Annotated in this window: 20 protein-coding genes; 5 read left to right on the top strand and 15 right to left on the bottom strand. The window is 68.5% G+C overall.

Translation table 11 applies throughout. The annotated features are described in order from the left end of the window. Positions 1-16: 16 nt before the first annotated feature. A complete protein-coding gene (gene guaB, locus AC5Y5V_RS19995; protein WP_499938872.1) occupies positions 17-1,627 on the bottom strand; it encodes an IMP dehydrogenase in 1,611 nt (536 codons plus the stop codon). 197 nt (positions 1,628-1,824) lie between these two features. Here guaB and AC5Y5V_RS19990 point away from each other — a divergent pair, with 197 nt between their 5' ends. Then, a complete protein-coding gene (locus AC5Y5V_RS19990; RefSeq protein WP_499938869.1) occupies positions 1,825-2,238 on the top strand; it encodes a DUF5319 domain-containing protein in 414 nt (137 codons plus the stop codon). A 301-nt stretch (positions 2,239-2,539) separates the two neighbouring features. Here AC5Y5V_RS19990 and AC5Y5V_RS19985 read toward each other — a convergent pair whose 3' ends face one another. The 3 genes from AC5Y5V_RS19985 to AC5Y5V_RS19975 form a co-directional block, all read right to left on the bottom strand. Further along, positions 2,540-3,409 (bottom strand): anti-sigma-D factor RsdA, encoded by an 870-nt coding sequence (locus AC5Y5V_RS19985; RefSeq protein WP_499938867.1) that lies wholly within the window; start codon positions 3,407-3,409, stop codon positions 2,540-2,542. Then, positions 3,402-3,977, bottom strand: a complete 576-nt coding sequence (sigD, locus tag AC5Y5V_RS19980; protein ID WP_499938917.1) for an ECF RNA polymerase sigma factor SigD — start codon at positions 3,975-3,977, stop codon at positions 3,402-3,404. Before sigD ends, AC5Y5V_RS19985 begins: the two co-directional genes overlap by 8 nt. A gap of 81 nt (positions 3,978-4,058) precedes the next feature. Then, positions 4,059-4,889, bottom strand: a complete 831-nt coding sequence (locus tag AC5Y5V_RS19975; protein WP_499938863.1) for a hypothetical protein — start codon at positions 4,887-4,889, stop codon at positions 4,059-4,061. Positions 4,890-5,236: 347 nt separating this feature from the next. Here AC5Y5V_RS19975 and AC5Y5V_RS19970 point away from each other — a divergent pair, with 347 nt between their 5' ends. Continuing rightward, on the top strand, positions 5,237-5,533 hold the full coding sequence (locus tag AC5Y5V_RS19970; protein WP_499938861.1) for a WhiB family transcriptional regulator: 297 nt from the start codon (positions 5,237-5,239) through the stop codon (positions 5,531-5,533). Between the two features lie 333 nt (positions 5,534-5,866). On the opposite strand, the gene AC5Y5V_RS19965 is transcribed toward AC5Y5V_RS19970, so the two are convergent. Together AC5Y5V_RS19965 and AC5Y5V_RS19960 are read right to left on the bottom strand one after the other, a co-directional pair. Then, a complete protein-coding gene (locus AC5Y5V_RS19965) occupies positions 5,867-6,229 on the bottom strand; it encodes a YciI family protein (protein ID WP_499938859.1) in 363 nt (120 codons plus the stop codon). Positions 6,230-6,411: 182 nt separating this feature from the next. After that, on the bottom strand, positions 6,412-7,686 hold the full coding sequence (locus tag AC5Y5V_RS19960) for a cytochrome P450 (protein WP_499938857.1): 1,275 nt from the start codon (positions 7,684-7,686) through the stop codon (positions 6,412-6,414). Between the two features lie 83 nt (positions 7,687-7,769). Here AC5Y5V_RS19960 and AC5Y5V_RS19955 point away from each other — a divergent pair, with 83 nt between their 5' ends. Further along, positions 7,770-8,480: a MerR family transcriptional regulator gene (locus AC5Y5V_RS19955; protein WP_499938855.1), complete on the top strand. Its 711-nt coding sequence runs from the start codon at positions 7,770-7,772 to the stop codon at positions 8,478-8,480. Here the strand turns inward: AC5Y5V_RS19955 and AC5Y5V_RS19950 are convergent. Together AC5Y5V_RS19950 and AC5Y5V_RS19945 are read right to left on the bottom strand one after the other, a co-directional pair. Next, positions 8,475-9,980 carry an adenylate/guanylate cyclase domain-containing protein gene (locus tag AC5Y5V_RS19950; protein ID WP_499938853.1) on the bottom strand — a complete coding sequence of 502 codons (1,506 nt, stop codon included), beginning with the start codon at positions 9,978-9,980 and terminating at the stop codon, positions 8,475-8,477. The two genes, AC5Y5V_RS19955 and AC5Y5V_RS19950, sit on opposite strands and share 6 nt — an antisense overlap. An 18-nt stretch (positions 9,981-9,998) precedes the next feature. After that, entirely contained in the window at positions 9,999-10,952 is a 954-nt protein-coding gene (locus tag AC5Y5V_RS19945) for an oxygenase MpaB family protein (RefSeq protein ID WP_499938851.1), read from the bottom strand. 141 nt (positions 10,953-11,093) lie between these two features. Here AC5Y5V_RS19945 and AC5Y5V_RS19940 point away from each other — a divergent pair, with 141 nt between their 5' ends. Continuing rightward, complete coding sequence (locus AC5Y5V_RS19940; protein ID WP_499938849.1) at positions 11,094-11,678, top strand: TetR/AcrR family transcriptional regulator; 585 nt, start codon at positions 11,094-11,096, stop codon at positions 11,676-11,678. On the opposite strand, the gene AC5Y5V_RS19935 is transcribed toward AC5Y5V_RS19940, so the two are convergent. The 7 genes from AC5Y5V_RS19935 to AC5Y5V_RS19905 form a co-directional block, all read right to left on the bottom strand. Continuing rightward, positions 11,662-12,030 (bottom strand): SpoIIAA family protein, encoded by a 369-nt coding sequence (locus AC5Y5V_RS19935; protein WP_499938847.1) that lies wholly within the window; start codon positions 12,028-12,030, stop codon positions 11,662-11,664. The genes AC5Y5V_RS19940 and AC5Y5V_RS19935 overlap by 17 nt on opposite strands. 219 nt (positions 12,031-12,249) lie before the next feature. Next, positions 12,250-13,869, bottom strand: a complete 1,620-nt coding sequence (groL, locus tag AC5Y5V_RS19930) for a chaperonin GroEL (protein ID WP_499938844.1) — start codon at positions 13,867-13,869, stop codon at positions 12,250-12,252. Positions 13,870-13,948: 79 nt separating this feature from the next. Beyond that, complete coding sequence (gene groES, locus AC5Y5V_RS19925) at positions 13,949-14,251, bottom strand: co-chaperone GroES (RefSeq protein ID WP_065156784.1); 303 nt, start codon at positions 14,249-14,251, stop codon at positions 13,949-13,951. A 222-nt stretch (positions 14,252-14,473) separates the two neighbouring features. Next, a complete protein-coding gene (gene tsaD / locus AC5Y5V_RS19920; protein WP_499938841.1) occupies positions 14,474-15,499 on the bottom strand; it encodes a tRNA (adenosine(37)-N6)-threonylcarbamoyltransferase complex transferase subunit TsaD in 1,026 nt (341 codons plus the stop codon). Next, positions 15,496-15,966, bottom strand: a complete 471-nt coding sequence (gene rimI / locus AC5Y5V_RS19915; RefSeq protein ID WP_499938839.1) for a ribosomal protein S18-alanine N-acetyltransferase — start codon at positions 15,964-15,966, stop codon at positions 15,496-15,498. Before rimI ends, tsaD begins: the two co-directional genes overlap by 4 nt. Beyond that, positions 15,963-16,586, bottom strand: coding sequence for a tRNA (adenosine(37)-N6)-threonylcarbamoyltransferase complex dimerization subunit type 1 TsaB (gene tsaB / locus AC5Y5V_RS19910; protein WP_499938835.1), 624 nt, complete (start codon positions 16,584-16,586; stop codon positions 15,963-15,965). The genes rimI and tsaB overlap by 4 nt, the downstream gene beginning before the upstream one ends. 38 nt (positions 16,587-16,624) lie before the next feature. Continuing rightward, on the bottom strand, positions 16,625-19,831 hold the full coding sequence (locus AC5Y5V_RS19905) for an adenylate/guanylate cyclase domain-containing protein (RefSeq protein WP_499938831.1): 3,207 nt from the start codon (positions 19,829-19,831) through the stop codon (positions 16,625-16,627). 85 nt (positions 19,832-19,916) lie between these two features. On the opposite strand from AC5Y5V_RS19905, the gene AC5Y5V_RS19900 reads away from it, so the two are divergent. Then, entirely contained in the window at positions 19,917-22,532 is a 2,616-nt protein-coding gene (locus tag AC5Y5V_RS19900) for a LuxR C-terminal-related transcriptional regulator (RefSeq protein WP_499938828.1), read from the top strand. The last annotated feature ends 11 nt before the right edge of the window (positions 22,533-22,543 follow it).

Here is a 22,543-nt window from a genome sequence, read left to right as displayed (position 1 = left end):
TTTCGTCAGCGGGCTCTCAGCGTGCGTAGTAGTTCGGCGCTTCGACGGTCATCGCGACGTCGTGCGGATGGCTCTCTTTGAGGCCGGCCGGGGTGATCCGGACGAACTGTGCCTGCTGCAGCACCTCGATGGTGGGTGAGCCGGTGTAGCCCATCGCGGCGCGCAGGCCGCCGGTCAGCTGATGGATCACCGACGACAGCGGGCCGCGGAACGGCACCCGGCCCTCGATGCCCTCGGGCACCAGCTTGTCCTCCGACAGCGCGTCGTCGGCGAAGTAGCGGTCTTTGGAGTACGACTTGCCTCCCAAACCAGAAGGGCCGCGACCCTGCATGGCGCCCAGCGACCCCATGCCGCGGTAGCTCTTGTACTGCTTGCCGTTGACGAAGATCAGCTCGCCGGGCGCCTCGGCGGTGCCCGCCAGCAGCGAGCCCAGCATGGCCGTCGACGCGCCCGCGGCCAGCGCCTTGGCGATGTCGCCGGAGTACTGCAGTCCCCCGTCGGCGATCACCGGCACACCGGACGCTCCGCACGCCGCGACGGCTTCCAGAATCGCTGTGATTTGTGGAGCGCCGACGCCCGCCACCACCCGGGTGGTGCAGATCGAGCCGGGGCCCACGCCCACCTTCACCGCGTCGGCGCCGGCCTCGACCAGCGCGGCCGCCGCGGAGCGGGTGGCGACGTTGCCGCCGATCACCTCGACCCGGTCGCCGACCTCGGCCTTGAGCTGGGCGACCATGTCGAGGACCAGCCGGTTGTGCGCGTGCGCGGTGTCGACGATCAGCACGTCCGCGCCGGCGTCGACCAGCATCATCGCGCGCACCCACGCGTCCCCGCCGACGCCGACGGCCGCGCCCACCAGCAGGCGGCCGTCGCTGTCCTTGGTGGCCAGCGGGTGTTGCTCCGTCTTGACGAAGTCCTTGACCGTGATCAGGCCGGTCAGCCGGCCGTGGCCGTCGACGATCGGCAGCTTCTCGATCTTGTTACGCCGCAGCAGGCCCAGGGCCGCGTCGGCGCTGACACCTTCCTGCGCGGTGATCAGCGGCGACTTGGTCATCACCTCGGCGACGTGCCTGGACTGGTCGACCTCGAACCGCATGTCCCGGTTGGTGATGATCCCGACGAGCGCGCCGTCGTCGTCGACGACCGGCAGCCCGGAGATGCGGAACCGCGCGCACAGCGCGTCGACCTGCGCCAACGTGTTGTCCGGCCGGCAGGTGACCGGGTCGGTGACCATGCCGGCCTCGGACCGCTTGACCATCTCGACCTGGCCGGCCTGTTCGGCAACCGGCAGGTTGCGGTGCAGCACGCCCATTCCGCCGGCGCGGGCCATCGCGATGGCCATCCGCGACTCGGTGACCGTGTCCATCGCCGAACTGACCAGCGGCACCTTGAGCCGGATCTTCTTGGTGAGCTGGCTGGAGGTGTCCGCTGTGGCGGGCACCACGTCGGACGCCGCGGGCAGCAGCAGGACGTCGTCGAACGTCAGCCCGAGCATCGCGATCTTGTTGGGGTTGTCGCCGCCGGTCGGCACCTGCTCGACCGCCAGGCTCCCGAGCGGGGCGTCGCGCACGTACGGACTGGCGACCAGGTCAGAGCTTTCTTCGAGGCCTGACATGCCACGGGACATCTGCGGGTCCTCCCATACGCATGCTTGCGGGTGGTTCGACGTGATTCGAAGTGATTCGAAGCGAGAAGCCCATCCTATCGGCTCAGCGACGGCCCCACTGGCAGCTATTCGGTGTGGCTCGGCTCGGGAATAGCCCGGGAATGGCACTGGGATTGAGCAGCTAGCGTTATTGTCGCCCGACTGCGTACCCTAGAGGCGTGCGCGACCACCTCCCGCCGGGTTTGCCGCCCGACCCGTTCGCCGACGACCCCTATGACCCGTCGTCAGCCCTCGATGCTGTAGAGCCGGGCCAGCCCCTGGATCAGCAGGAGCGGATGGCGGTCGAGGCCGACCTGGCCGACCTGGCCGTGTATGAGGCCCTGCTCGCGCACAAGGGGATTCGCGGGCTCGTCGTGTGTTGCGACGAGTGTCAGCAGGATCACTACCACGACTGGGACATGCTGCGCGCCAACCTGCTGCAGCTGCTGATCGACGGCACCGTCCGCCCGCACGAGCCGGCCTACGACCCCGAGCCGGACTCCTACGTCACCTGGGATTACTGCCGCGGATACGCGGACGCCTCGCTTAACGAGGCCACCTCAGACGCCGACGGTTATCACCGCCGCCACTGATTCACCCGTCCTCCGGCGTCACCGCTGCGCCGAGAGTGAACTGGTCGCGAAAAGACGGCTTGGATCTCGCAGGGATTTCACTGTCGGCGAGCGCCCCGGCATCGTGTGGACGCTCGCACGGCGGCTCGGGCCGCCGCCAGCCCGCGAGGGCGCGACGGGGGCGACGTTCACCACCCCGCCCGCCGCGAAGGCGCCCAAATTCGCAGAAATCCCGCCAAAACCCGGCAATATCAGGCCCCTCACGGCCCGAGCCTGCAATGTGAGGACTGTCGCCGCGGCGCTGCATTGGGTCTCGGCGACGTTACGGAGTCGGCTCCGCTGAAGTCGACGACTTGTCGTGATGATGGTGCTTGGTTGACGACGTCGTAGTGGGGTTCGTCGTGGTTGTCGGCGGCGCGGTGGTTGTCGGCGGCGACGTGGTCACCGCCGTCGTGCTGGGCGGGGTCGTCGAGGCGACGGGCGGGGCCGGTCTCGATTTCGGAGCCTTCGACTGCGGAACCTTCGACTGCGGAACCTGGGCCACCGCCGGGGGCGGCGGCGCGGCCAGCGGCAGCGTCGCGTTCGGGTCGCGGCTCTCCACCCTGGTGTTCAGCAGGTTCAGCTCGTTGATCAGGTCCTGCCGGCGGCCGTCGTTGTTCATCGACTGCACGGCGCTGCTGATCTCGGCGAGCTGATTCTGGGCCTGCGTCCACCGGCCCTCGTCGATCATCTGCTGCACCTTCGCCAAATCGGCCTTCGCCGACAGCACCACGTGGTCTTCGTTGACGTGCCGCTCGTCGAAGAACATCGCGTGCAGGCCGTAGAGGGTGTCGCCGGGCCGGGCCTCGGCCACCACCGCCCCGAAGCCACTGAGCACCAGCAGCGACGCGGCGACCGACCCGACTGCCGCCAGGCCGTGCCGCGCGCGGCGGCGGTCCTCTATTCCGGTGCGCAGCGCCTCGACGACCTCCTCAGGCGAAACCAGTGCGCTGGCCGGAGGCCACCGCAGGTCGTCGCGCCACTGCCCCATCAGGGCGGCCAGCGCTTCGTCCATGGGGTCGTCAGTGTCGTCGAACACCGGGTCCGCGCGCTCGCCGAGCGCGTCGAGCAGCAGATCGGTGCGGGCCAACTCGTCCAGGCCGGCCGGCCGATCGTCGCCGGAAAAACCCAAATCAGAACCTAGATCACGCATAATCACCTGCCGCGACAATCTCGTCTTTCAACCGTTGAAGCGCCCGATGCTGGGCCACCCGGACCGCGCCCGTCGTGCTGCCCACCGCGGCGGCGGTCTCCTCGGCGGACAGGCCGACCACCACCCGCAGGATCAGGATCTCGCGCTGCTTGGCGGGCAGGATGTCGAGCAGTTCGTTCATCCGGGTGACCGAGTCGGCTTCGATGGCCAGCTGTTCCGGGCCGGCGTCGGCCGAGCGGCATTCGGGAACAGTCTCGGCGGGGTAGGCGAGATCGCGGCCGGCGGCCCGATGGGCGTCGGCAACCTTGTGGGCCGCGATGCCGTACAAGAAGGCCAGGAAAGGGCGTCCCCGGTCCCGGTATCGCGGCAGCGCCGTTATGGTGGCCAAGCAAACCTCCTGAGCCACGTCATCCGCTGATAGGCCTCCCCGGTCGACCGTGCCGACTCGCGCTCGGCAATATCGGACGACGATCGGACGGATGGTCTCCAGCACCTCCCGAAGCGCGTTCCGGTCTCCTGCCACGGCCTCCGCAACCACAGCGTCGAGACGTTCCCCTTGAATTGTCATCGACGGCGGTATCTCCAACGTTACGAACTGGACACATCCCGGGGCTAACTCACGGACCGGCAATAAATGCCGAAATCCATTTCAAGCAGAATGCCAGGTCCCACCCGCACGCCGCACCTGACCTGCACAGATATCGCGAAATTGGTGTAGTTCTTGTGCCGTAAATGTGACGCTTCCGATATCGGCCAGCAAGCGGGCTAATGCCCACCGAAGTGGTATAAGCGCAAATCGTTCGGTTGCATGTAGCGCGGCGTCGGCGACGGTGCGGGCGCGCTCGATGTCACCGGCACTGCACAGCGCCGCGGCCAGCACCACGTCGCTTTTCACCCGATGCCGGGCCGACGGGACGGTCATGGCGCTCGCCAGCTCGACGCCCTGCTCGGCGTGCCGCACCGCCGTCGGGCCCGCCCCGGAGAACATGGCCAGCTCGGCGCCCACCCAGCGGCGGCGCACCGCCAGCCGCTCCGCGACGGCCTGGGGCAGCTCGGCCGCCTGCACGGCGGCGTCCGCGCGGGTCAACAACGTCGCGGACGCGGCGAAGCGGCCGACGCCCAGCGCGTCGGCCGCCAGCCCGACCAGTGCGTCGGCGCGGGCCTGCGGATCGCCGCCGGCCAGGGCCAGGGCGCGGCCGTCCCAGCGGCGCGCCAGAGTGTGCCACCCGAGTTGGCGCAGGAACGATCCCTGCGTGCTGTGCGCCAGCGAGACCAGCGGCCCGGCCGGAATATCGCGCCGCAGCGTCTCCAGGTCGCGGTACGCGCTGCCGTAGCGGCCCTGCCCGCCGGCGGCGACGGCACGCAGCCACAACTGGTAGGGCGTGGACGCCGTTGGCAGCGGCCAACTGTCGGGCCGATTTCCAAAGGCGGCCGCGACCAGGGCCTCCTCATTGATCAGACTGAGATGGGTTTCAATCACGGTGATAGCACTGCGCGTCAGTGGTAAAAAGTTTGTGGTATCTGTGTTACCGGAATATTACTCACAAGTGCCGGTGTGTTATTGACAACGCCGGGTGTCACCCGCTTGAGCTGCATGGATATCCCGACACCCGGCTTGCTGTTAGCACAGCTAGCGTTCCACAAATGCGTGGGAGATGAACGCAAAGTTAATTCTCTTGCAACGCTTCGGATTTTGGTCACAGTAGACACATGTTGACTGAATTTCAACAGCCCACCTAACTTGTAATCTTGACGGGTAGTCATCGGGGACGCCACTCACATCAGTCGATCACTCACTTGAGCGTGTCGTGCAGAGAGGAACATCCAATGCCGCAACCTGAGCAGCTACCTGGACCGAATGCCGACATCTGGAACTGGCAACTGCAGGGCCTGTGCCGTGGCCAGGATTCGTCCATGTTCTTCCACCCCGACGGTGAGCGCGGCCGTGCCCGCATGCAACGCGAACAGCGCGCCAAGGAGATGTGCCGGCGTTGCCCGGTGATCGAGCAGTGCCGGTCGCATGCCCTGGAAGTGGGTGAGCCTTACGGCGTCTGGGGTGGGCTGTCCGAAGCCGAGCGCGACCTGCTGCTGAAGGGCTCCCTGGGGCGCCGACGGTCGGCCTAATCCCGCGAGCAGACGTGGGGGTCGGGCGGGGCTGCTGGGCTGCCGCTGCTGGCTGACACCGCTGCCGAGTCTGCGGCTGCTGCCGAGTCTGCGCCCACACCACTCACTCTGCGTCCACTGCGGAAAAGTGCGAGAAGACACCACACTCACCGCAGACTCAACAACCGCGACCCCACGCCACATCGCTCACTCTGCGTCCACTGCGCAAGAGTGCGAGTAGGCAGCGCACTCACCGCAGACTCAACGAAGTCACCGCAGTTGGGCCCCCGCGGCCACGCTGGCCGACTCCTCGGCGAGGTCGTTATCGCCGAAGCGTCGCAGCAAGATTCGCGCCTAGCTTTCGTCTTCGAACGGCCGCACCTCCACACGGGTCCCGCAGGCCTGGGAGCCCGCTTTGGCCCAGTCGAGAGCGGCGTCGAGGTCGACGGCATCGATGATCCAGAAACCGCAGAGGTATTCCTTGGACTCCGTGAACGGGCCGTCTGTGATGAGGGGTGCCTCGCCGGTGTTGTCAACGCCGACCGTCGACTCGTGCGTAGTCAGGCCGCCGGCGAAGACCCAGGCGCCCTCGGCCTGCAACTTGGCGTTGAAGACGTCGACAGCGTCGAAGACGGGCTGCTTCTGTTCCGGCGTCATGTCGGCCATGGCGGCAATGGCGGCTGTGTCGTGGATGACGCCCAGAAAATACTGAGGCATGATCGTGCTCCTTCGGATGGTGGGGCAACCGCGGTGGCCGCCCTTCATGATCGCTACGAACGCGATACGCCGGTTATGACACCTCCGGGCAAGAATTTTCATCGGCCATCGCGTCGACCATGCCACTTCACTCTGTCGAGTTCAGTACCTTCCGAGCCGCGCGAGCTGTACCGCTCAACCCGTCAGGCCCGCGTGAGACGAACCGGCACGCGCGTCGGACCCCGCAACAGGCTCCCGGTCGACCACTTCGTTTCACCGGCCGCGGACATCCCGCTCGCTCGTGTCACGAGTTCACGAAGCACCGCTTGGGCCTCCATGCGAGTCAGTTGCGCGCCGATACACAGGTGGACGCCGAACCCAAAGGCGATGTGCTGGGTGGGGTTTCGTTGCACCCGGAACTGGTCGGGCTCGTCGAAGACCCGCGGATCGCGGTTGGCGGCGCCGATGCAGAGCAGGATCCGCGCGCCGGCCGGAATGGTTACCTCCCCGACTCGGTAGTCGCTGAGCGCCGTGCGATAGATATTCTGGGCCGGCGACAGGTACCGCAGACTTTCCTCGACCGCCATCGGGACCAGCGTGGGATCGGAGCGCAAGAGATCGAACTGCTCGGGGTCGTCGGCCAGCGTGGCGAACATCCCACCCAGCAGATTGGTGGTCGTCTCGTTGCCCGCCAGCAGCAACAGCATCGCGAACTGGAAGAGCTCGGTGTCGGTAAGCGAGCCCGCCTCGTTCTCGGCCAAAAGCCGTCCGAGGATGGTGGCCGAGCCCTTCAACCCGCCCACCGCGAACTGCCGCCGGAAATAGCGATTCATCGCCCACGCGCCCCTGAGCACACCTGCGAGCTTGCGGGCACCGTCCGCCGTCAGCGCCAGATCGGTGATCTGCACGGACGCTTCCGACCAGTGTCGGAAATCGGCCACGTCCGTGTCGGGGACGCCCAACAGTTGGGCTATCAGCCGCACCGGCACCGGTATCGCCAACCGCTGCATGACGTCGCAACCGGGGTGGTCCAACACATCGCACACCGTTTCGGCAGCCAGCGCGTTGACGGTTGCCCGCCATCCCTCCAATGCCGCTTTCGTAAAGGCGGGCATCACCTGGCGGCGCAGCTGAGCATGCTTTTCACCGTCGCTCGAGACCAGCGTCGGCACCCGCAACCGGACCCGGGTGGGGCCGTCGGCGCTGGATAGCGACGCGGAGTCGCGCAGGGCCGAGCGGACGTCGTCCAGCCGACTCAGGATCCACACGGATCGTCTCGAGTTGTACTGCACCCGACTGCCGGCGTGCAGTCGCCGGAAGGCCTCGTGCGGTTGTGCCGCCGTCGCCGGGTCCAGCGGGTCGTAGCTGGTGATCGCCGCCCCGACCGGCCGGCGGGGTCCCCGTTTGTTGCCCCGCACCGAACCGCTGAGCACCTTGATCGCCGAGCCGGTGAATTGGACTGCGCTAGCAACTGCCATCGGTCACGCCTCCGAGCTACGATTACAGATCGGACCGTAACTGTTGAGTCCGTAATTGACAAGGGAGCCCGGCCGCGTTGGAGATGACGATCGACGAACTCGCCCGCCGCGTCGACATGACCGCGCGGAACATCCGCGAGTGGCAAACGCTCGGCCTGCTGCCACCGCCGCAGCGCCGCGGGCGCATCGGGATCTATACCGACGATCACCTGGCCCGCATCGAGCGGATCAAATCACTTCGGGCGCAAGGCTTTCCGCTTGATGTCAGCCGACGGATACTGGACCAGTCGGCCGAGTCGGCACCCGACATACGCCGCCTCGCCGCCGAAGTGCTCAGCCCGGCCAATCCCACCGGATCGATGGAGATGAAAAGGACCGACTTGGCCGACCGGTTCGGCGCCGACGCCGAGCAGGACCTGTCGTCGTGCGGACTGGTCGAAGTTGTCGACGACGAACTCCTCGTCATCACCGATACGGCAACGTTCGACTACGTCGAGAAGCTGGTCGACCTCGGGCTAGCGCTGAGTGACGTCACGCGGACCCTGATCCTGATGGCCGAGCAGCAGACTGCGAGCGCACAGGCCCTCGTCGACCTTTGCCGCGACGGCATTTGGGGACCGTTCGTCGAGGCCGGACTGCCCGCCGACCAGTGGCATACCGTCACCGACCAGACCATCCAATTGCGTTCCCTGGCAATGGGTCTCGGCGTACAGGCCTTCCGCCGGGCTGTCGACGGCGTGGGCGGCAGGGTCCTCACCGAGGAGGCTGTGAAGATGACTGGGCGGTCGTCATAAGCCGGCCAGACCGAAAACCTGCACGGCGGCCGCTTTGCCCTTCACGACGTGAAAACCCCGATCCACCAGGTCGACTGAGCGGTCGATGAGGGCGTCGACCGACTGCTGCGTGAGCAGAATGTCGTCGCCGGTGGCCTTGGTGAGCTGCTCCACCCGGGCGGCGACGTTGACGGTGTCACCGATCAGGGTGAACTCCAGTTTGCCCGCGCCACCGATGGTGCCGGCGATCACCAGGCCGGTGTTGATCCCGATGCCGATGCGAAGCTCGCCGACGAAGCGCTCCGCGACGAGACGATGTATCGCGACGGCGGCGGCCAATGCCGCGTCGGCATGGCCGCGCAGTTCGTTCGGGGCGCCGAAGACCGCCAACGCGCCGTCGCCGAGGAATTTGTTGACGTGCCCACCCGCGTCGACGATGGCGGGCACGACGATCTCGAACAACGCGTTGAGGCGGATCACGGTGTCCTCGGCGGTGTGGGCCTCGGCATACGACGTGAACTCACGTATATCGATGAACATGACGGTCACCTGGCGCCGCTCACCGGTGAAGACGTCGTCGCCCTGCTCGAGCAGACGCGCCGCCAACGCGGGGTCGACGTAGGAGCCGAACGCGACCTGCAGCCGCTGCCGCTCGGCCAAACCGGCCTGCATGCGGTTGAACGACGCCGCGAGCACGCCTAGGTCATCGTCCTGGACCACAGGCAACCGCACGCTGTAGTCCCCAGCCGCAACGCGTCTGGTCCCGTCGGCCAGGTCCCGGATCGGCCGGAGCGACGGCGCGAACGCCGCGCCCACGGTCAACGGGAAGCCGATGCCCAGCGTCAACGCGCAACCGATCACCACCCAGAGGATGGGCAGCCGGCTCGTCCCGTCGAAAACCGCGGCCAGCATCGCGCTCTCGATCGCGAACGCCAGCGCGACGCCGAGCATCGACAGCTTCGACCACGTGGCGAACGTCGGCTGGGAACGGGGCAGGGAGTCGCCGATGGCCGTGCCGCCGATCAACGACGCCCGCACCGGCCGCATCACCGCCTCGACCAGGCTGTGCACCCCGATCAGCTGGCACGGGCCCTGAATCGTGGCCCCCACGATCGCGTACTGGACCAGCCGTGACGGGGTAGCCCCGGCGACCATGCCCACCGCCACCGCCAGCGCCGCGGCCAGCGCGCCGTTGCCGATCACCCAGCGGACCGGCGCGTTACGCGCCCACACATACGTGGTCTGCAACATCGCGCGCCGATCCATCTCTTCGCCCGCGGCCCAGCGCTCGAACTGCCGCCACACCCCTCGACCCGGCGGACCCAGCGAGCACACCAGGATCAGCACGGCGACCACGGTGATGCCCGTCGCCTCGAGGTAGCGAGTGGACTTCTCGAAGGCGACGATGACCAGCGCCAACAGCAGGTAAATCGGCAAGGCCAGCATCACCACAACCCCGGCCAGCGCCCACGAATACCGTGCGCCGTGACGGTCCCACGCCGCCTGCAGGATGCGGTCCATGGGGCGAGACTAGCTCGGTTATTCGGCGCCTTTCGGCAGGTTGTAGGCGTACGACTTCTGTTGGCGCTTCTTCATCTTCTCGAGGCACTGGTGGTGCTTACGGGCGTGGTACGCCAACGGAAAATACGTCAGCCGGTCGGGCAGCACCCGGTAGGCGGTCCGGATCGCGGTGTAGCGCCGGGTGAGCTGGCGCTCCTCCTCCGCGCTCCACGTGGCGCCGAGCTTCTCGCGAAGGCGCGGGTCGAGCAGCCCGACGATCGACAGGTAGTTCAGCCGCAGCGCGGGTCGAGCCGAGGCCCTCGCCAGAGGCGCCAACGCCTTCGGGAACGACGGCGGCAGGTCGACCTTGCCGGTCTGCAGGTCGTGCATCAACTGCAGCGCCTGCGGGGTGCCCTGCAGAGTGTCGATCATCGACTCGAAGTAGTCGGTCATTTCCTGCTGCGTCTCGGGGTAACCGCGCATCGGCACGTGCAGCAGCCGGGCCAGCCGGCGGTTGTCGCGCAGCAGTTCCTCTTTCTCGGCGTCGGTGAATTCCCGGCCGATCAGCAACCGCCCCGCCTGCGCGTTGACGATGTAGCCCGTCGCGATCACCCACTGGTAGGCCTCGGGGTTCAGGGCGCTGATCCGCTTGCCGGTTTCGGCGCTCTTCATCGCGATCGGCTGGTGCATCGCGCGCACGCGGTCACCCTCGGCGGCGGCCTCGGTCCCGCCGTAAGTCCAGCGCAGCACCGAGTCGACCGAACGTATCGCGCGGCCGCCCGGGTCACCGTGGAATGCCGCGGAGTACCGGCCGGTGATCTCGGCGATGACCGGATGCATGGCCTGCATCATGAACGCGGCACCCTCGAGAACGAGGAAGGTCCATCGCCCGGTGTGCTCGGCGGTCAGCGAATCCAGCGGGACGAGTTCGACGGCCCCTGAACCCTGCGCATCCTCGGCGTGCTGATGAACATAGAGATCGGTGGCGGTCATCGGCAACCCTTCTGTCGACTGATCACAATGACGCTAATATGACCGTCAGGTCGCATTCAAGTCGCGTCAGGAGAGCTCGTGAGCGGTATAAATCCCAGTTCAGAGCGCCGAAAGGCCCCGCAACAGGCGCGCTCCCGCGAGATGGTCGCAAAAATCGTGTCGACGACGGTCGCGCTGCTGCACAAGCACGCACCCGACCAGATCACCACCAACCTGATCGCCGAGAAGGCGGGCATCAGCAAGGGATCGATCTACCAGTACTTCGCGAACAAGGAGCAGATGATCAACGCCGCGATCGAGCAGCTCGCGGCCGAACAGGCGCCCGCTATCGAGGACATGCTCCGGGCGATCACCCTCGACCAGCCGGAATCCGCGATGGAGTCATCGATCGACATCCTCATCGACTACACCATCGCCAACCGGCGGTTGATCCGCTACCTCGCCGAACGGCCCGATCACATCCGCACCTTCGAGAACATTTCAGGACTCAACGCCACCCTGCTCGCGATGACCAAGCTGCACATGAACCATTACCGCAGCCAATACCGCGACGAGTTGAGTCCCGGCGCGCTGGCGTGGTTGTTCTTCAACATGGCCGTCGCGACCACCCTGCGCTACATCGAATCCGACGACCCGATCAGCCTCGACGAACTGCGGGCCGGACTGAAGTTCGCGTCCGCCGGATTGCTGGTGAGCGGGGAGCAGGTAGCTACTCGCCGCCGGTGATCCAGCCTTCGGCCTGCTCGGCCTCGCCGGCGCCGAAATGACGGACCTCTGCCGCGACGAAGTGCGAGCCCAGATGCTGAGCGAAGTCCCCGATGTGTGAATCCGTGACGACCGCGATCTTCTTGACGTGCTTGTGGTGATCGCGCACGAAACGGATGTGACTCACCAGCGCCCCGAAACTGTCCCACCCCGGAAAGTGAGGCGCTTCGATGATGACGCCGGCCAGATCGCCGCCCGCCTCGATCGCGGGGTCGACGACCCTGGCGAGTTCGGCGAAGTCACTCTTGTCGAGCGATGATTCGGGCCGCAGGTGCAGAATCGAGTGGGCTTTGTCCAACTGGCAATCGATCATTTCGGCTCCCTTTGACTCGTGGATGTATTCCCATCCTTGCCTCGACCTGAGCCGAGCGGCAGCGGACAAAGTAACGACCTCGCAGAGTCTTTGGTCATCGCGTCCAGGGTCTGCCCTGGCCGTCGCCCTCGGGTTCGCCTGGCCGGACACCGACCACGAGAACACCCCCGGCCCAACGGGACCGGGGGTGTTTCGTGTCAGTACTTCCAGTGGCAACTTCTAGTGGTGGTGATGCCCGTGGCCGTGACCGTCGTCGGCCGCCTCGGCGGGCTTGTCGACGACCGCGGTCTCGGTGGTCAGCACCATCCGGGCCACCGACGCGGCGTTGAGCACCGCCGACCGGGTGACCTTGACGGGGTCGATGACGCCCTCGCCGATCAGGTCGCCGTAGGTCAACGAGTCGGCGTTCAGGCCCTGCCCGGACGGCAGGTCGCTGACCTTGTGCACCGCGACCGCGCCGTCGAGCCCCGCGTTGGTGGCGATCCAATAGAGCGGCGCGCGCAGCGCCTCGGCGAACGCGCCGACGCCGGCCGCCTCGTCGCCGGACAGCGACGCCTGCAGCTCGGCCAGCCCCTTGCCCGCCTGGATCAGCGCCGAACCGCCACCGGCGACAATGCCCTCCTCGACCGCGGCCTTGGCCGCCGCGACGGCATCCTCGACGCTTTCCTTGCGCTCCTTCAGCGCGGTCTCGGTCGCGGCACCGACCTTGATGACGGCCACGCCGCCGGCCAGCTTGGCCAGCCGCTCACCCAGCTTCTCGCGGTCCCACTCCGAGTCACTGGCCTCGATCTCGGCGCGCAGGTGCTTGACGCGGTTCGCCACCGCGTCCTTGTCCCCGCCGCCGTCGACGATGATCGTGTCGTCCTTGGTCACGACCACGCGACGTGCCGTGCCCAGCACGTCGAGCCCCACCTCGCGCAGCAGCAGGCCGACGTCGGGGTTGACCACCTCACCGCCGGTCACCACCGCCAGGTCCTGCAGGAACGCCTTGCGCCGGTCGCCGAAGTACGGGGACTTGACGGCGACGGCCTTCAGGGTCTTGCGGATGGAGTTCACCACCAGGGTCGCCAGGGCCTCGCCCTCGACGTCCTCGGCGATGATCACCAGCGGCTTGCCGGCCTCGGCGACCTTCTCCAGCAGCGGCAGCAGGTCCGGCAGCGAGCTGATCTTGTCCTGGTGCAGCAGGATCAGCGGGTCCTCGAGCACGGCCTCCTGGGAGTCGAAGTCGGTGACGAAGTACGCCGACAGGAATCCCTTGTCGAAGCCGACGCCCTCGGTGAACTCCAGCTCGGTGGCCAGCGTCGAGGACTCCTCGACGCTCACCACGCCGTCGGCCCCGACCTTGCTCATCGCCTCGCCGACCAGCTCACCGAGCTGCGGGTCGCGCGACGAGACCGTCGCCACCTGCGCGATCGCGTCCTTGCCGGAGACCGGCGTCGACGCCGCGAGCAGCGCCTCGGACACGGCGTCGGCGGCCTTGCCGATGCCGGACCCCAGCGCGATCGGGTTGGCACCCGCAGCCACCAGCCGCAGGCCGGCCTTCACCAGCGCCTGCGCCAGCACGGTCGCGGTGGTGGTGCCGTCGCCGGCGACGTCGTTGGTCTTGGTGGCCACCGACTTCACCAACTGGGCGCCCAGGTTCTCGAACGGGTCTTCCAGGTCGATCTCACGCGCGACGGTGACGCCGTCGTTGGTCACCGTGGGCCCGCCGAAGGACTTGGCCAGCACCACGTGGCGACCGCGCGGCCCCAGCGTCACGCGTACCGCGTCGGCGAGCTTGTCCACGCCGGCTTCCAGGGCGCGACGCGCGGTTTCGTCGAACTCAATAAGTTTGCTCATCAGGCTCTCCCTCAGACGCGTGCCGCCCCGGAAATCACCCGCGCGCAAGCGCGGGGATCCCGGGGCGGAACACGGTGTCTTACTTGTTGACGACAGCCAGCACGTCGCGTGCCGACAGGATCAGGTATTCCTCGCCGCCGTACTTGATTTCGGTGCCGCCGTACTTGCTGTAGATGACGGTGTCACCCTCGGCGACGTCGAGCGGAATCCGCTTTTCGCCGTCCTCGTCCCAGCGGCCGGGACCGACTGCGACGACGGTGCCCTCCTGGGGCTTCTCCTTGGCGGTGTCAGGAATGACCAGACCGGAAGCGGTCGTGGTCTCGGCCTCGTTGGCCTGTACGAGGATCTTGTCCTCGAGTGGCTTGATGTTAACCTTCGCCACGATTGGGGCCCTCCACTAGTTATGTCGGGTCCGGGGCCTTCGCCCCGGCCAGAGTTGGCGGTCGGTCCGGGGCTCACCCCGAACCGTCCGAATTACCAGGTGTTTCGGCTTCCGTCCGTGTCCTCGCACCGTCGTCGCGGGTGCCGGCAGAGGGCCCGTCCGAATCGCCACCTAGCACTCTATACACGCGAGTGCTAGCACTCAAGGCTACCCCGGTGAAAGTCAGGCAACGCGGCTTTTCACTATGGGCATACCCGGGTCGCTCGGCGCGTCCAGCGGCGACGGCGGAGCCCCCGCGGCCACCAGGTGCGCGGCGAACGCGGCGATCATCGCCCCATTGTCGGTGCACAGCCGAAGCGGCGGAATCCGCAGCTCCAGGCCCGCCGCCGCACAACGCTCGGCGGCCAGTTCCCGCAGTCGGGAATTCGCGGCCACTCCCCCCGCGATCAGCAGGGTCGACACGCCCCGCTCGGTCGCCGCGCGCACCGCCTTGCGGGTCAGCACGTCGGCGACGGCCTCCTGGAAACCGGCCGCGACGTCCGCGGGCACATATCCGGGATTGCTCTCGACGTACCGGGCCACCGCGGTCTTCACACCGGAGAAGCTGAACGCGTACGGGTCGTCGCGCGGCCCGGTCATGCCGCGCGGAAACGGCACGGCGTCGGGGTCACCGGTGCGGGCCAGCTCGTCGAGCACCCGGCCGCCGGGATAGCCCAGGCCCAGCAGCCGCGCCACCTTGTCGTAGGCCTCCCCCGCCGCATCGTCGACGGTGCTGCCCAGCTCGACGATCGGCTCGCCCAGCGAGCGCACGTGCAGCAGGTGGGTGTGGCCGCCGGACACCAGCAGCGCCACGCACTCCCGCAGCGGTCCGTGCTCGTAGACGTCGGCGGCCAGATGCCCGCCCAGGTGGTTGACGGCGTAGAACGGCACTCCCCAGGCGGCCGCATACGCCTTGGCCGCGGCCACTCCGACCAGCAGGGCGCCGGCCAGGCCCGGCCCGATCGTGGCGGCGACGATGTCGGGCCGCTGCAACCCCGCCGCCGCCAGCGCGCGCCGCATCGCCGGACCCAGCGCCTCCAGGTGCGCGCGGGAGGCGATCTCGGGCACCACGCCGCCGAAGCGGACGTGTTCGTCGACGCTGGACGCCACCTCGTCGGCCAGCAGCGTCACGACGCCGTCGGGGCCCAGCCGCGCGATGCCGACTCCGGTTTCGTCGCAGGAGGTCTCGATGGCCAGGATTGTCGTCATTCGGGGTCCCTCCGCATGGTGTACGCGTCGGCGCCGCTGATCCGGTAGTAGCGCTTGCGCAATCCGACCTGATCGAACCCCACGCTGCGATACAGCGCGATGGCGACCTCGTTGTCGGTGCGGACCTCCAGGTAGACGACGCCGCCGTCGGCGAAGGCCAGCAGTTCACCCAGGAGCCGACGGCCGATGCCCCGGCCCTGGTAGGCCGGGTCGACGCCGATGGTGTGCACCTCGTACTCGAAGGGCGGTTTGCGGCCGAGCCGCGAGATGCCGGCGTAGCCGACGAGCGTGCCCGCGGCGTCGCGCGCACACACGTAGTGGTTGTGCTTGGCGGCCAGTTCGCGGTGAAACGCCACCGCCGGCCACGGGTCGTCGCCGGGGAACAGCTGGGCCTCCAGCTCGGCGCAGCGGGCGGCGTCGGCGCGGGTCAGCGCACCGATGGCGATGGGCTCGAGGACGCTGCTCATGCCCGCGCCGCCAGCGGCTTGGCATCCGGACGGCGCAAATACAGCGGCACCAACGGGGCGGGCTGCGCGGACCAGTCCGCGACGGCGGCGACCAGCCCCGCGGCCGTCGGCGCGGCCGCCCCGATGACTGGCAGGCCGAACAGCGCCGCATGCGCCGGTGAACCGGCGACTGCGCGCGCCGGGCCGGGATCGACGTCGGCGGGGGCGGCGACGTCGGGCCCGTGGACCCGCACCCCGTCGCGGTAGCGCGCCCAGTAGACCTCGCGGCGGCGGGCGTCGGTAACCACCAGCAGCTCGCCGGCGGTCTGCCCGCCGATGGCGTCCAGGCTGCACACGCCGTGCACCGGGATGCCCAGCGCGTGGCCGTAGGCGGCGGCCGTGGCCATCCCGGCCCGCAGGCCGGTAAACGGGCCGGGGCCGCAGCCCACCACCACGGCGTCGAGGTCGGCCATCGTCAAGGCGGCGTCGGTGAGCGCGGCCAGGACGTTCGGGGTGAGCCGCTCGGCGTGCGCGCGGGCGTCGACGGTGACCCGTTCGGCCAGCGTGGTCAGGTCGCCAACGCTGACGATCCCCGCCGTCACAGCCGGCGTGGACGTATCGAGCGCCAGGACAACGCTCATCTGGAATGCCTACAGACCACGCCCACAGCATGCCACCGTCACGCCATCGACTGCGCCAAGGCGATATGTCCCTCGAACCCAAGCGCTTCCGCCGTGTCACGGTAGCGATCCCGAAACTGCCGGTACGCCGCGTCGTCGCCGTGAGCCCGCGCCTGCAGCGCCCGCAGCCGCAACAGCGGAACCTCGAACAGCACGAATCCCGGCTCGGTCGGCTCCGCCGCCAGTCGGTCGATCGCGGCGTGCGCCTCCTCGAGGTCGGCGCTCGTGCCGCGCTGCAACAGCGATTCCACCAACACCCTGACGGCCTCGCCGAGGGAGAGCGCATCGCCCGCGCCGAACGTGTAGTCGACGACGGCGCGCGCCAACTCGATGGCGCCGTCGACATCGCCGGTTCTGGCTTTTTCCTTCGCGATCTCGGTGTCGGCGGTCCGCACCACGGTGGTCGCGTACCCGTGCGACAAGTGAGCTTCGCGATACTGGTCGAGCAGCGCGAAACCGGCCGAGCGCTGCGGACCACCCTGATTGACGAGGAACAGGCCGCGACTCACCCGGGCGCCGTCCACCACGAAGTCATCGCCGGAATGCTCGGCCACCCGCATCGCTTCGGCGGTGTCCCGGTCAGCCGCGGCGTCGGGGAGCAGCACCCCGGCGTGGACGGCGAAGCGGTACTTGAACACCACCGGGACGATCAACGACGCCGGTTCGACGCCGCGCGCCATCGCGATCGACTGGTCGAGGTCATCCCGCCAGCCCGAAACGCCGAGGCAGTATCGACAGCAGCCGCGCATGAGGATCGCCATCGCCAACGGCGACCCGATGGGGCCCAGAGCGCCCTTGGTGGCGTCGCCGTCGGCCAGCTCGATGGCCCGCTCCGCCAAGCGCAGACCTTCGGTCGCCCGGCCTGCTTGCCACATTGGACTGCTCGCCCAGGTCAGAATCGTCAGTGGCGGATCGACGATCGAATCGAGCAGCCGGCTGCAGTCCGACGCGAGCCGTGCGGCTTCCCGGTAACGGTTGTGGAACACCAGCGCCATCATCAGGCCGGCCATCCCGATGGCCAGCGACACTTTGTCTCCGGCCGCGGTGCAGAGGTCCCGCAACTCGTCGAAACCGGCGTCGGCGATGGTGCCCGCGACCCGGACGGTGTTGATGCACAGCAGAGTCCGCGGGGCGATGCGCATCGGCGCCCGGCCCGGGTCGTCGTCGGGCAACCGGTCGGCGACGGCTTTGGCCCGCTCCCAGCTGGTGCGCGCGGCCCTGATGTCGCGGGCTTGCGCCCAGGCCCCGGCGCGCATGTGCCAGCCGAAGGCGGAGCGGAGGTCGTCGGCGGCCTCGAAGTGCTCGGCGATCAGCGCCGCGTTCTCGTCCTGCGATTCCGGGCGGCGTTGCGCGAGCGCGGTGGCCAGGCGCCGGTGCAGTTCGACGCGCTGGGACCTCAGCTGTGTTTCGTAGGCCACGGTCCGGATCAGGGGATGGTGGAAGGCGTACTCGGCGTGCGGGGTGAACCGCACCTGGTCCACGAGGTCGGCGGCGATCAATCCGCCCAGCTCGGCCTCGCCGTCGAGCAACGCCAATTGCTCTGCGCCAAAACGCAACCCGATCACCGCGGCGGCATGCAGTGTCCGCTTGGCGGGAACGGAGAGCCGGTCGAGGCGGGCGGCGATGGTGGCCTGCAGGGTCGCCGGCACGGCGGCGTCGGGGGCATCCAGGACATTCTCGACCTGGCAGACGAAGTCGCCAGTGGCTCCGGCCAGCACACCGCGCTCGGCCAGGTCGCGCACCATCTCCTCGACGAAAAACGGGTTGCCGGCGGCCCGCTCGGCGATGGCGACGGCCAGCCCGCAGACCGAGCGGTCCGGCCCGAGCAGCTGCGAGATCAACGCGGCGGTCTCCGCGTCGCTCAGCGGGGCCAGGGCGATGCTCCGCGCACCGGGCACTTCGCGCAGCGCCCCCCGATATTCGGGGCGGTAGCTGATCAGCACCAGCGCGTGGGTCTGCGGGATCACCGCCATGAAGTCGGCGACCATTGATTCGCTGACCTGGTCGATCCAGTGCGCGTCCTCGACGACATAGACCGCCGGGGATTCGCGGGCCAGCGACGCGGCGTTGACCAGCGCGGTCAGCCGCCGCCGGCGCGCGTCCGGATCGACCCTGGCCAGCGCCACCTCGGGGGCAGCGATGCCCAGCAGGTCCTCCAGTAGCAGCACGTCCTCGGGGTCGGCGTCGCAAAACTGAGCCCGTAGCGCCGTCCGAGCGGCCGTGTCGTCGAGGCCGCGCACGCCGGCGGCGGCGCGCAGCAGCCGTGCCACGACGCGGAACGGGACGTCGCCGGCGTGTGATTCGCAGAAGGTCGAAATCACTTCCACACCCCGCGCCGCGGCCATCGCGGTGACCTCGCGCACCAGCCGGCTCTTGCCGATTCCCGGGGACCCCACCACGCCGACCACCGCGCCGCGTCCCGCGATGGCCTTGTCCAACAGCCCCTCGACCTCGGCCATCTCCCGGCGTCGGCCGACCAGACCCGAGTCCGCACGCCTCAGACCGCGCTGGCCGTCGCCCATGCCCAGCAGCCGACGGACGGGCACCGGCGTCTCGGCACCCTTGATCCGAACCAATTCCACCTCGCCCAGCTTCGCCGCGCCCTCGACCAGTCGCGCCGTCGACGCGCTCAGGATCACCCCACCCGGCGGGGCCACGGACTCCATCCGCTGGCCCATTCCGACCTGCTCGCCCACGGTGGCGTAGCCAAACCATCCCGAGCCCATTTCGCCGGCAATCACCTGACCGGAGTTCAGCCCGACCCGCATCCGCAGGTCGACACCGTCGCTCTCGCCGACAGCGACGGCGAGCCGCTTCGTTTCCTCCTGAAGGTCCAGGGCCGCCAGGCAGGCGCGTACGGCGTGGTCCTCGAACGCCACCGGTGCGCCGAACACGGCCATGATCCCGTCGCCGGTCCACTGCGCGAACGTGCTGCCGTACCGCCGCACCACCGCGGCGCAGCGGTCGGAAAGCTCGGCCATGACCTCGCGTAGCCGCTCCGCACCCAACGCCGCGGCGATGTCCATCGAGTGCACCACGTCGGCGAACAGCACCGTGACCTGCTTGTACTCCGCCGGCGCGGGGGTGGCGACAACCGCCGCGCCACACTCGTAACAGAATTTCGAATTCGCCAGCAGCTCGGTCCCGCAGGACCCGCACAACAAGGCTGCCGGCCTCGCGCCACGCGGCAAGCCGCTGTCGTTCACGCCCCTTATCGTGTCACCGTTTGCCACGCCCGCAAGGGCCATACGACCATTGTTTGCGCTGGCCACAGGCACGTAGGCTCGCTAGGTGCGCTTGCCGTGGCCGCTCGTTGGCCGCTCGGAGGAAATGAAAGCCATCCAGGCGGCCATCCTGGCTTCGAATGCTTGCGGGATGGTTGTCTACGGGGCGGCCGGCGTGGGAAAGAGCCGGGTCGCCCGTGAGGCTTTGTCCGTTGCCGAGGCGCACGGATGCGAATGCCGGTGGGCGGTCGCCACGTCTTCGGCCCGGGCGATCCCGCTCGGTGCTTTCACCGCGTGGGCGCCGTCGGGTGTCACCGATACCGTCCAGCTGCTGCGCGGCGTGATCGATTCGCTGACCGCCGCGGCCCCGGACGCCACCGCGGTGGTGTGCGTCGACGACGTGCACCTGCTCGACGATCTGTCGATATTCGTCGTCGAACAGATCATGCAGCGCGGCACGGCGAAGGTGTTGCTGACGGTTCTCGACGGTGAACCAATTCCCGCCGCGGTGAAGGAGATATGGAAGGGCGGCCGGTTCGAGCGGCTCGATCTGCAGCCACTGTCGCTCGACGAGACCACCGTATTGCTGTCGACGACGCTCGGCGGATCCGTGAATCCGGATGCCGCTCGGCGCCTGTGGAGGCTGACCCGCGGCAACGTCTTGTACCTGCAGAACATCGTCGAGCAGGAGGTCGCCGACGGCCGCCTGGTGAATCAGCACGGGTACTGGCGCTGGATCGGTGATCCGATCATGCCGCCCAGCCTGGTCGAGCTGATCGAATCCCGCATCGGGGACCTACCCGCGCCCGTCAATGACGTGGTCGACGCGCTGGCCGTCGGGGAGCCGATCGAACTGTCGGCGCTGCGGCGGATCGCCGATCCCGCCGCCGTCGAGGCGGCCGACTCCCGCGGCCTGATCACGCTCGAATCCGGCGCGGCGGGTGTTCAGGTGCGGGTCGCGCATCCGCTCTACGGAGAGGTGCGCCGCAGGGGCGCGCCACCCACAAAGTTGCGGCGGCTGCGCGGCCTGGTCGCCGCCGAACTCGCCGCGTCCGACGAGCGTGACGACATCCATGTCGTCGTGCGGCGGGCTACGTTGAGCCTCGACTCCGACCTGGAGCCCGACGTGAACCTGCTCGTCAGGGCGGCCCACGGTGCGGTCTGGCTGGCGGACCTGCCCCTGGCCGATCGGCTCGCGGAGGCGGCCAGCCACGTCGAAGCGGGTCTGGAACCGAATATCGTTCGCGCGCATGCTCTTTCGTGGCTTGGCCGCGGTGCCGCGGCGGATGCGGTGCTCGCCGAGATCGACACCGGCGAGTTGACCGACGGCGACCGCGCGAGGTTCGCGTTCTTCCGCGCGAGCAACCTACTGTGGGCGCTCGGCGACCCCGCAACCGCGAAGGACGTCATCGACGACGCGTCGCGAACCACGCCACCGCAGGCGCATAGCTATATCGACGCCTTCCTGACGGTGTTCTGGTTTGCGATGGACCAACCCCACAAGGCCTTGGAGGCGTCGGAGAAACTCACGTTCGACGACCTTCCCGCCGTGGTCGGCGCGGAGATAACCTGGGCCCTCACGACCATCGCCGCGGACGCCGGCCGCACCACCACGGCAGCGGCCACGGCGGAACAGGGATACGTCGCCGCGACTCGGTCATTCGACGCGCCGCACATGAGGTTCAACATCGCCGATTCGCACGTCAGCGCGCTCGTCCTGGCGGGCCGGATCGGCGACGCCGCGCAGGTGGCCGAACGCGTACAGCAGCAGGCAGCCGACCTTCCGGGAGCGGCCCAAATGCTCGGTGCCGCGGTGGCGGGCCGGGCCGCCCTCGGCGCGGGCGACCTGCACTGCGCATGCACCTTGCTGGAACAGGCCGCGGTAGCGATGTCCCGCACCCACGCGTCGGGCTGGGGGTACCGCTACCACGTTCCACGGGCGACGGCGCTGGCCATCCGCGGGTCGACCGACGAGGCGGCCGCCGCGCTTGCCGCGCTCGACAAGATACGACGTCCATTTCGGTCGCTGGACTACGAGGTGAGCCTGGCCCGGGCCTGGGTGGCCGCCAGCAGGGGCGCGGTCAGTGTGGCGATCGCCGTCTTGCTGTCTGCGGCCCAACGGGCTTCCGACAAAGGACAATTCGCAGCGGAGGTCATGTGTCTGCAGACCGCCGCCCAGTTCGGGGAGCGATCGGTCGCAACTCGGTTGCGTGAGCTCGAGGGGATCGTCGAAGGACCCCGCGTGGGTGTGGCCGCGCGGTTCGCCGAGGCCCTGCGCGATGGCGACGCCGCCCAATTAGCCGATGTATCAGACGAATTCGAGCGTATCGGCGATCTCGTGGCCGCCGTCGACGCGGCCGCCCACGCCGCCCTGGCCTACCGCCGGCAAGGCCTTCGAGGATCGGCATTGAACTGCTCGACACGCGCCAGCGCTGTGGCCGAACGATGTGGCGCCTGCACGTCGGCGCTTCGTCAGGTTGGCGAGTCCGTGCCGCTGACGGGCCGCGGGCGCGAGATCGTGATGCTGGTCGCCGAGGGATTGTCCAACCGCGAAATCGCCGAGCGATTGACCCTGTCCATCCGCACCGTCGAAAACCACGTCTATCGCGCGATGTTGAAGACCGGCACCACCAGCCGCGACGAACTGGCCGCGCTGCTCCCCCGCCGGGACGCACGCGCTTAGCGTCGGTGCAG

Source organism: Mycobacterium sp. NGS68 (genome assembly GCF_059812195.1).
Note: the sequence above shows the minus strand (reverse complement) of the source record. Positions and strands in the feature narration are given on the sequence as shown.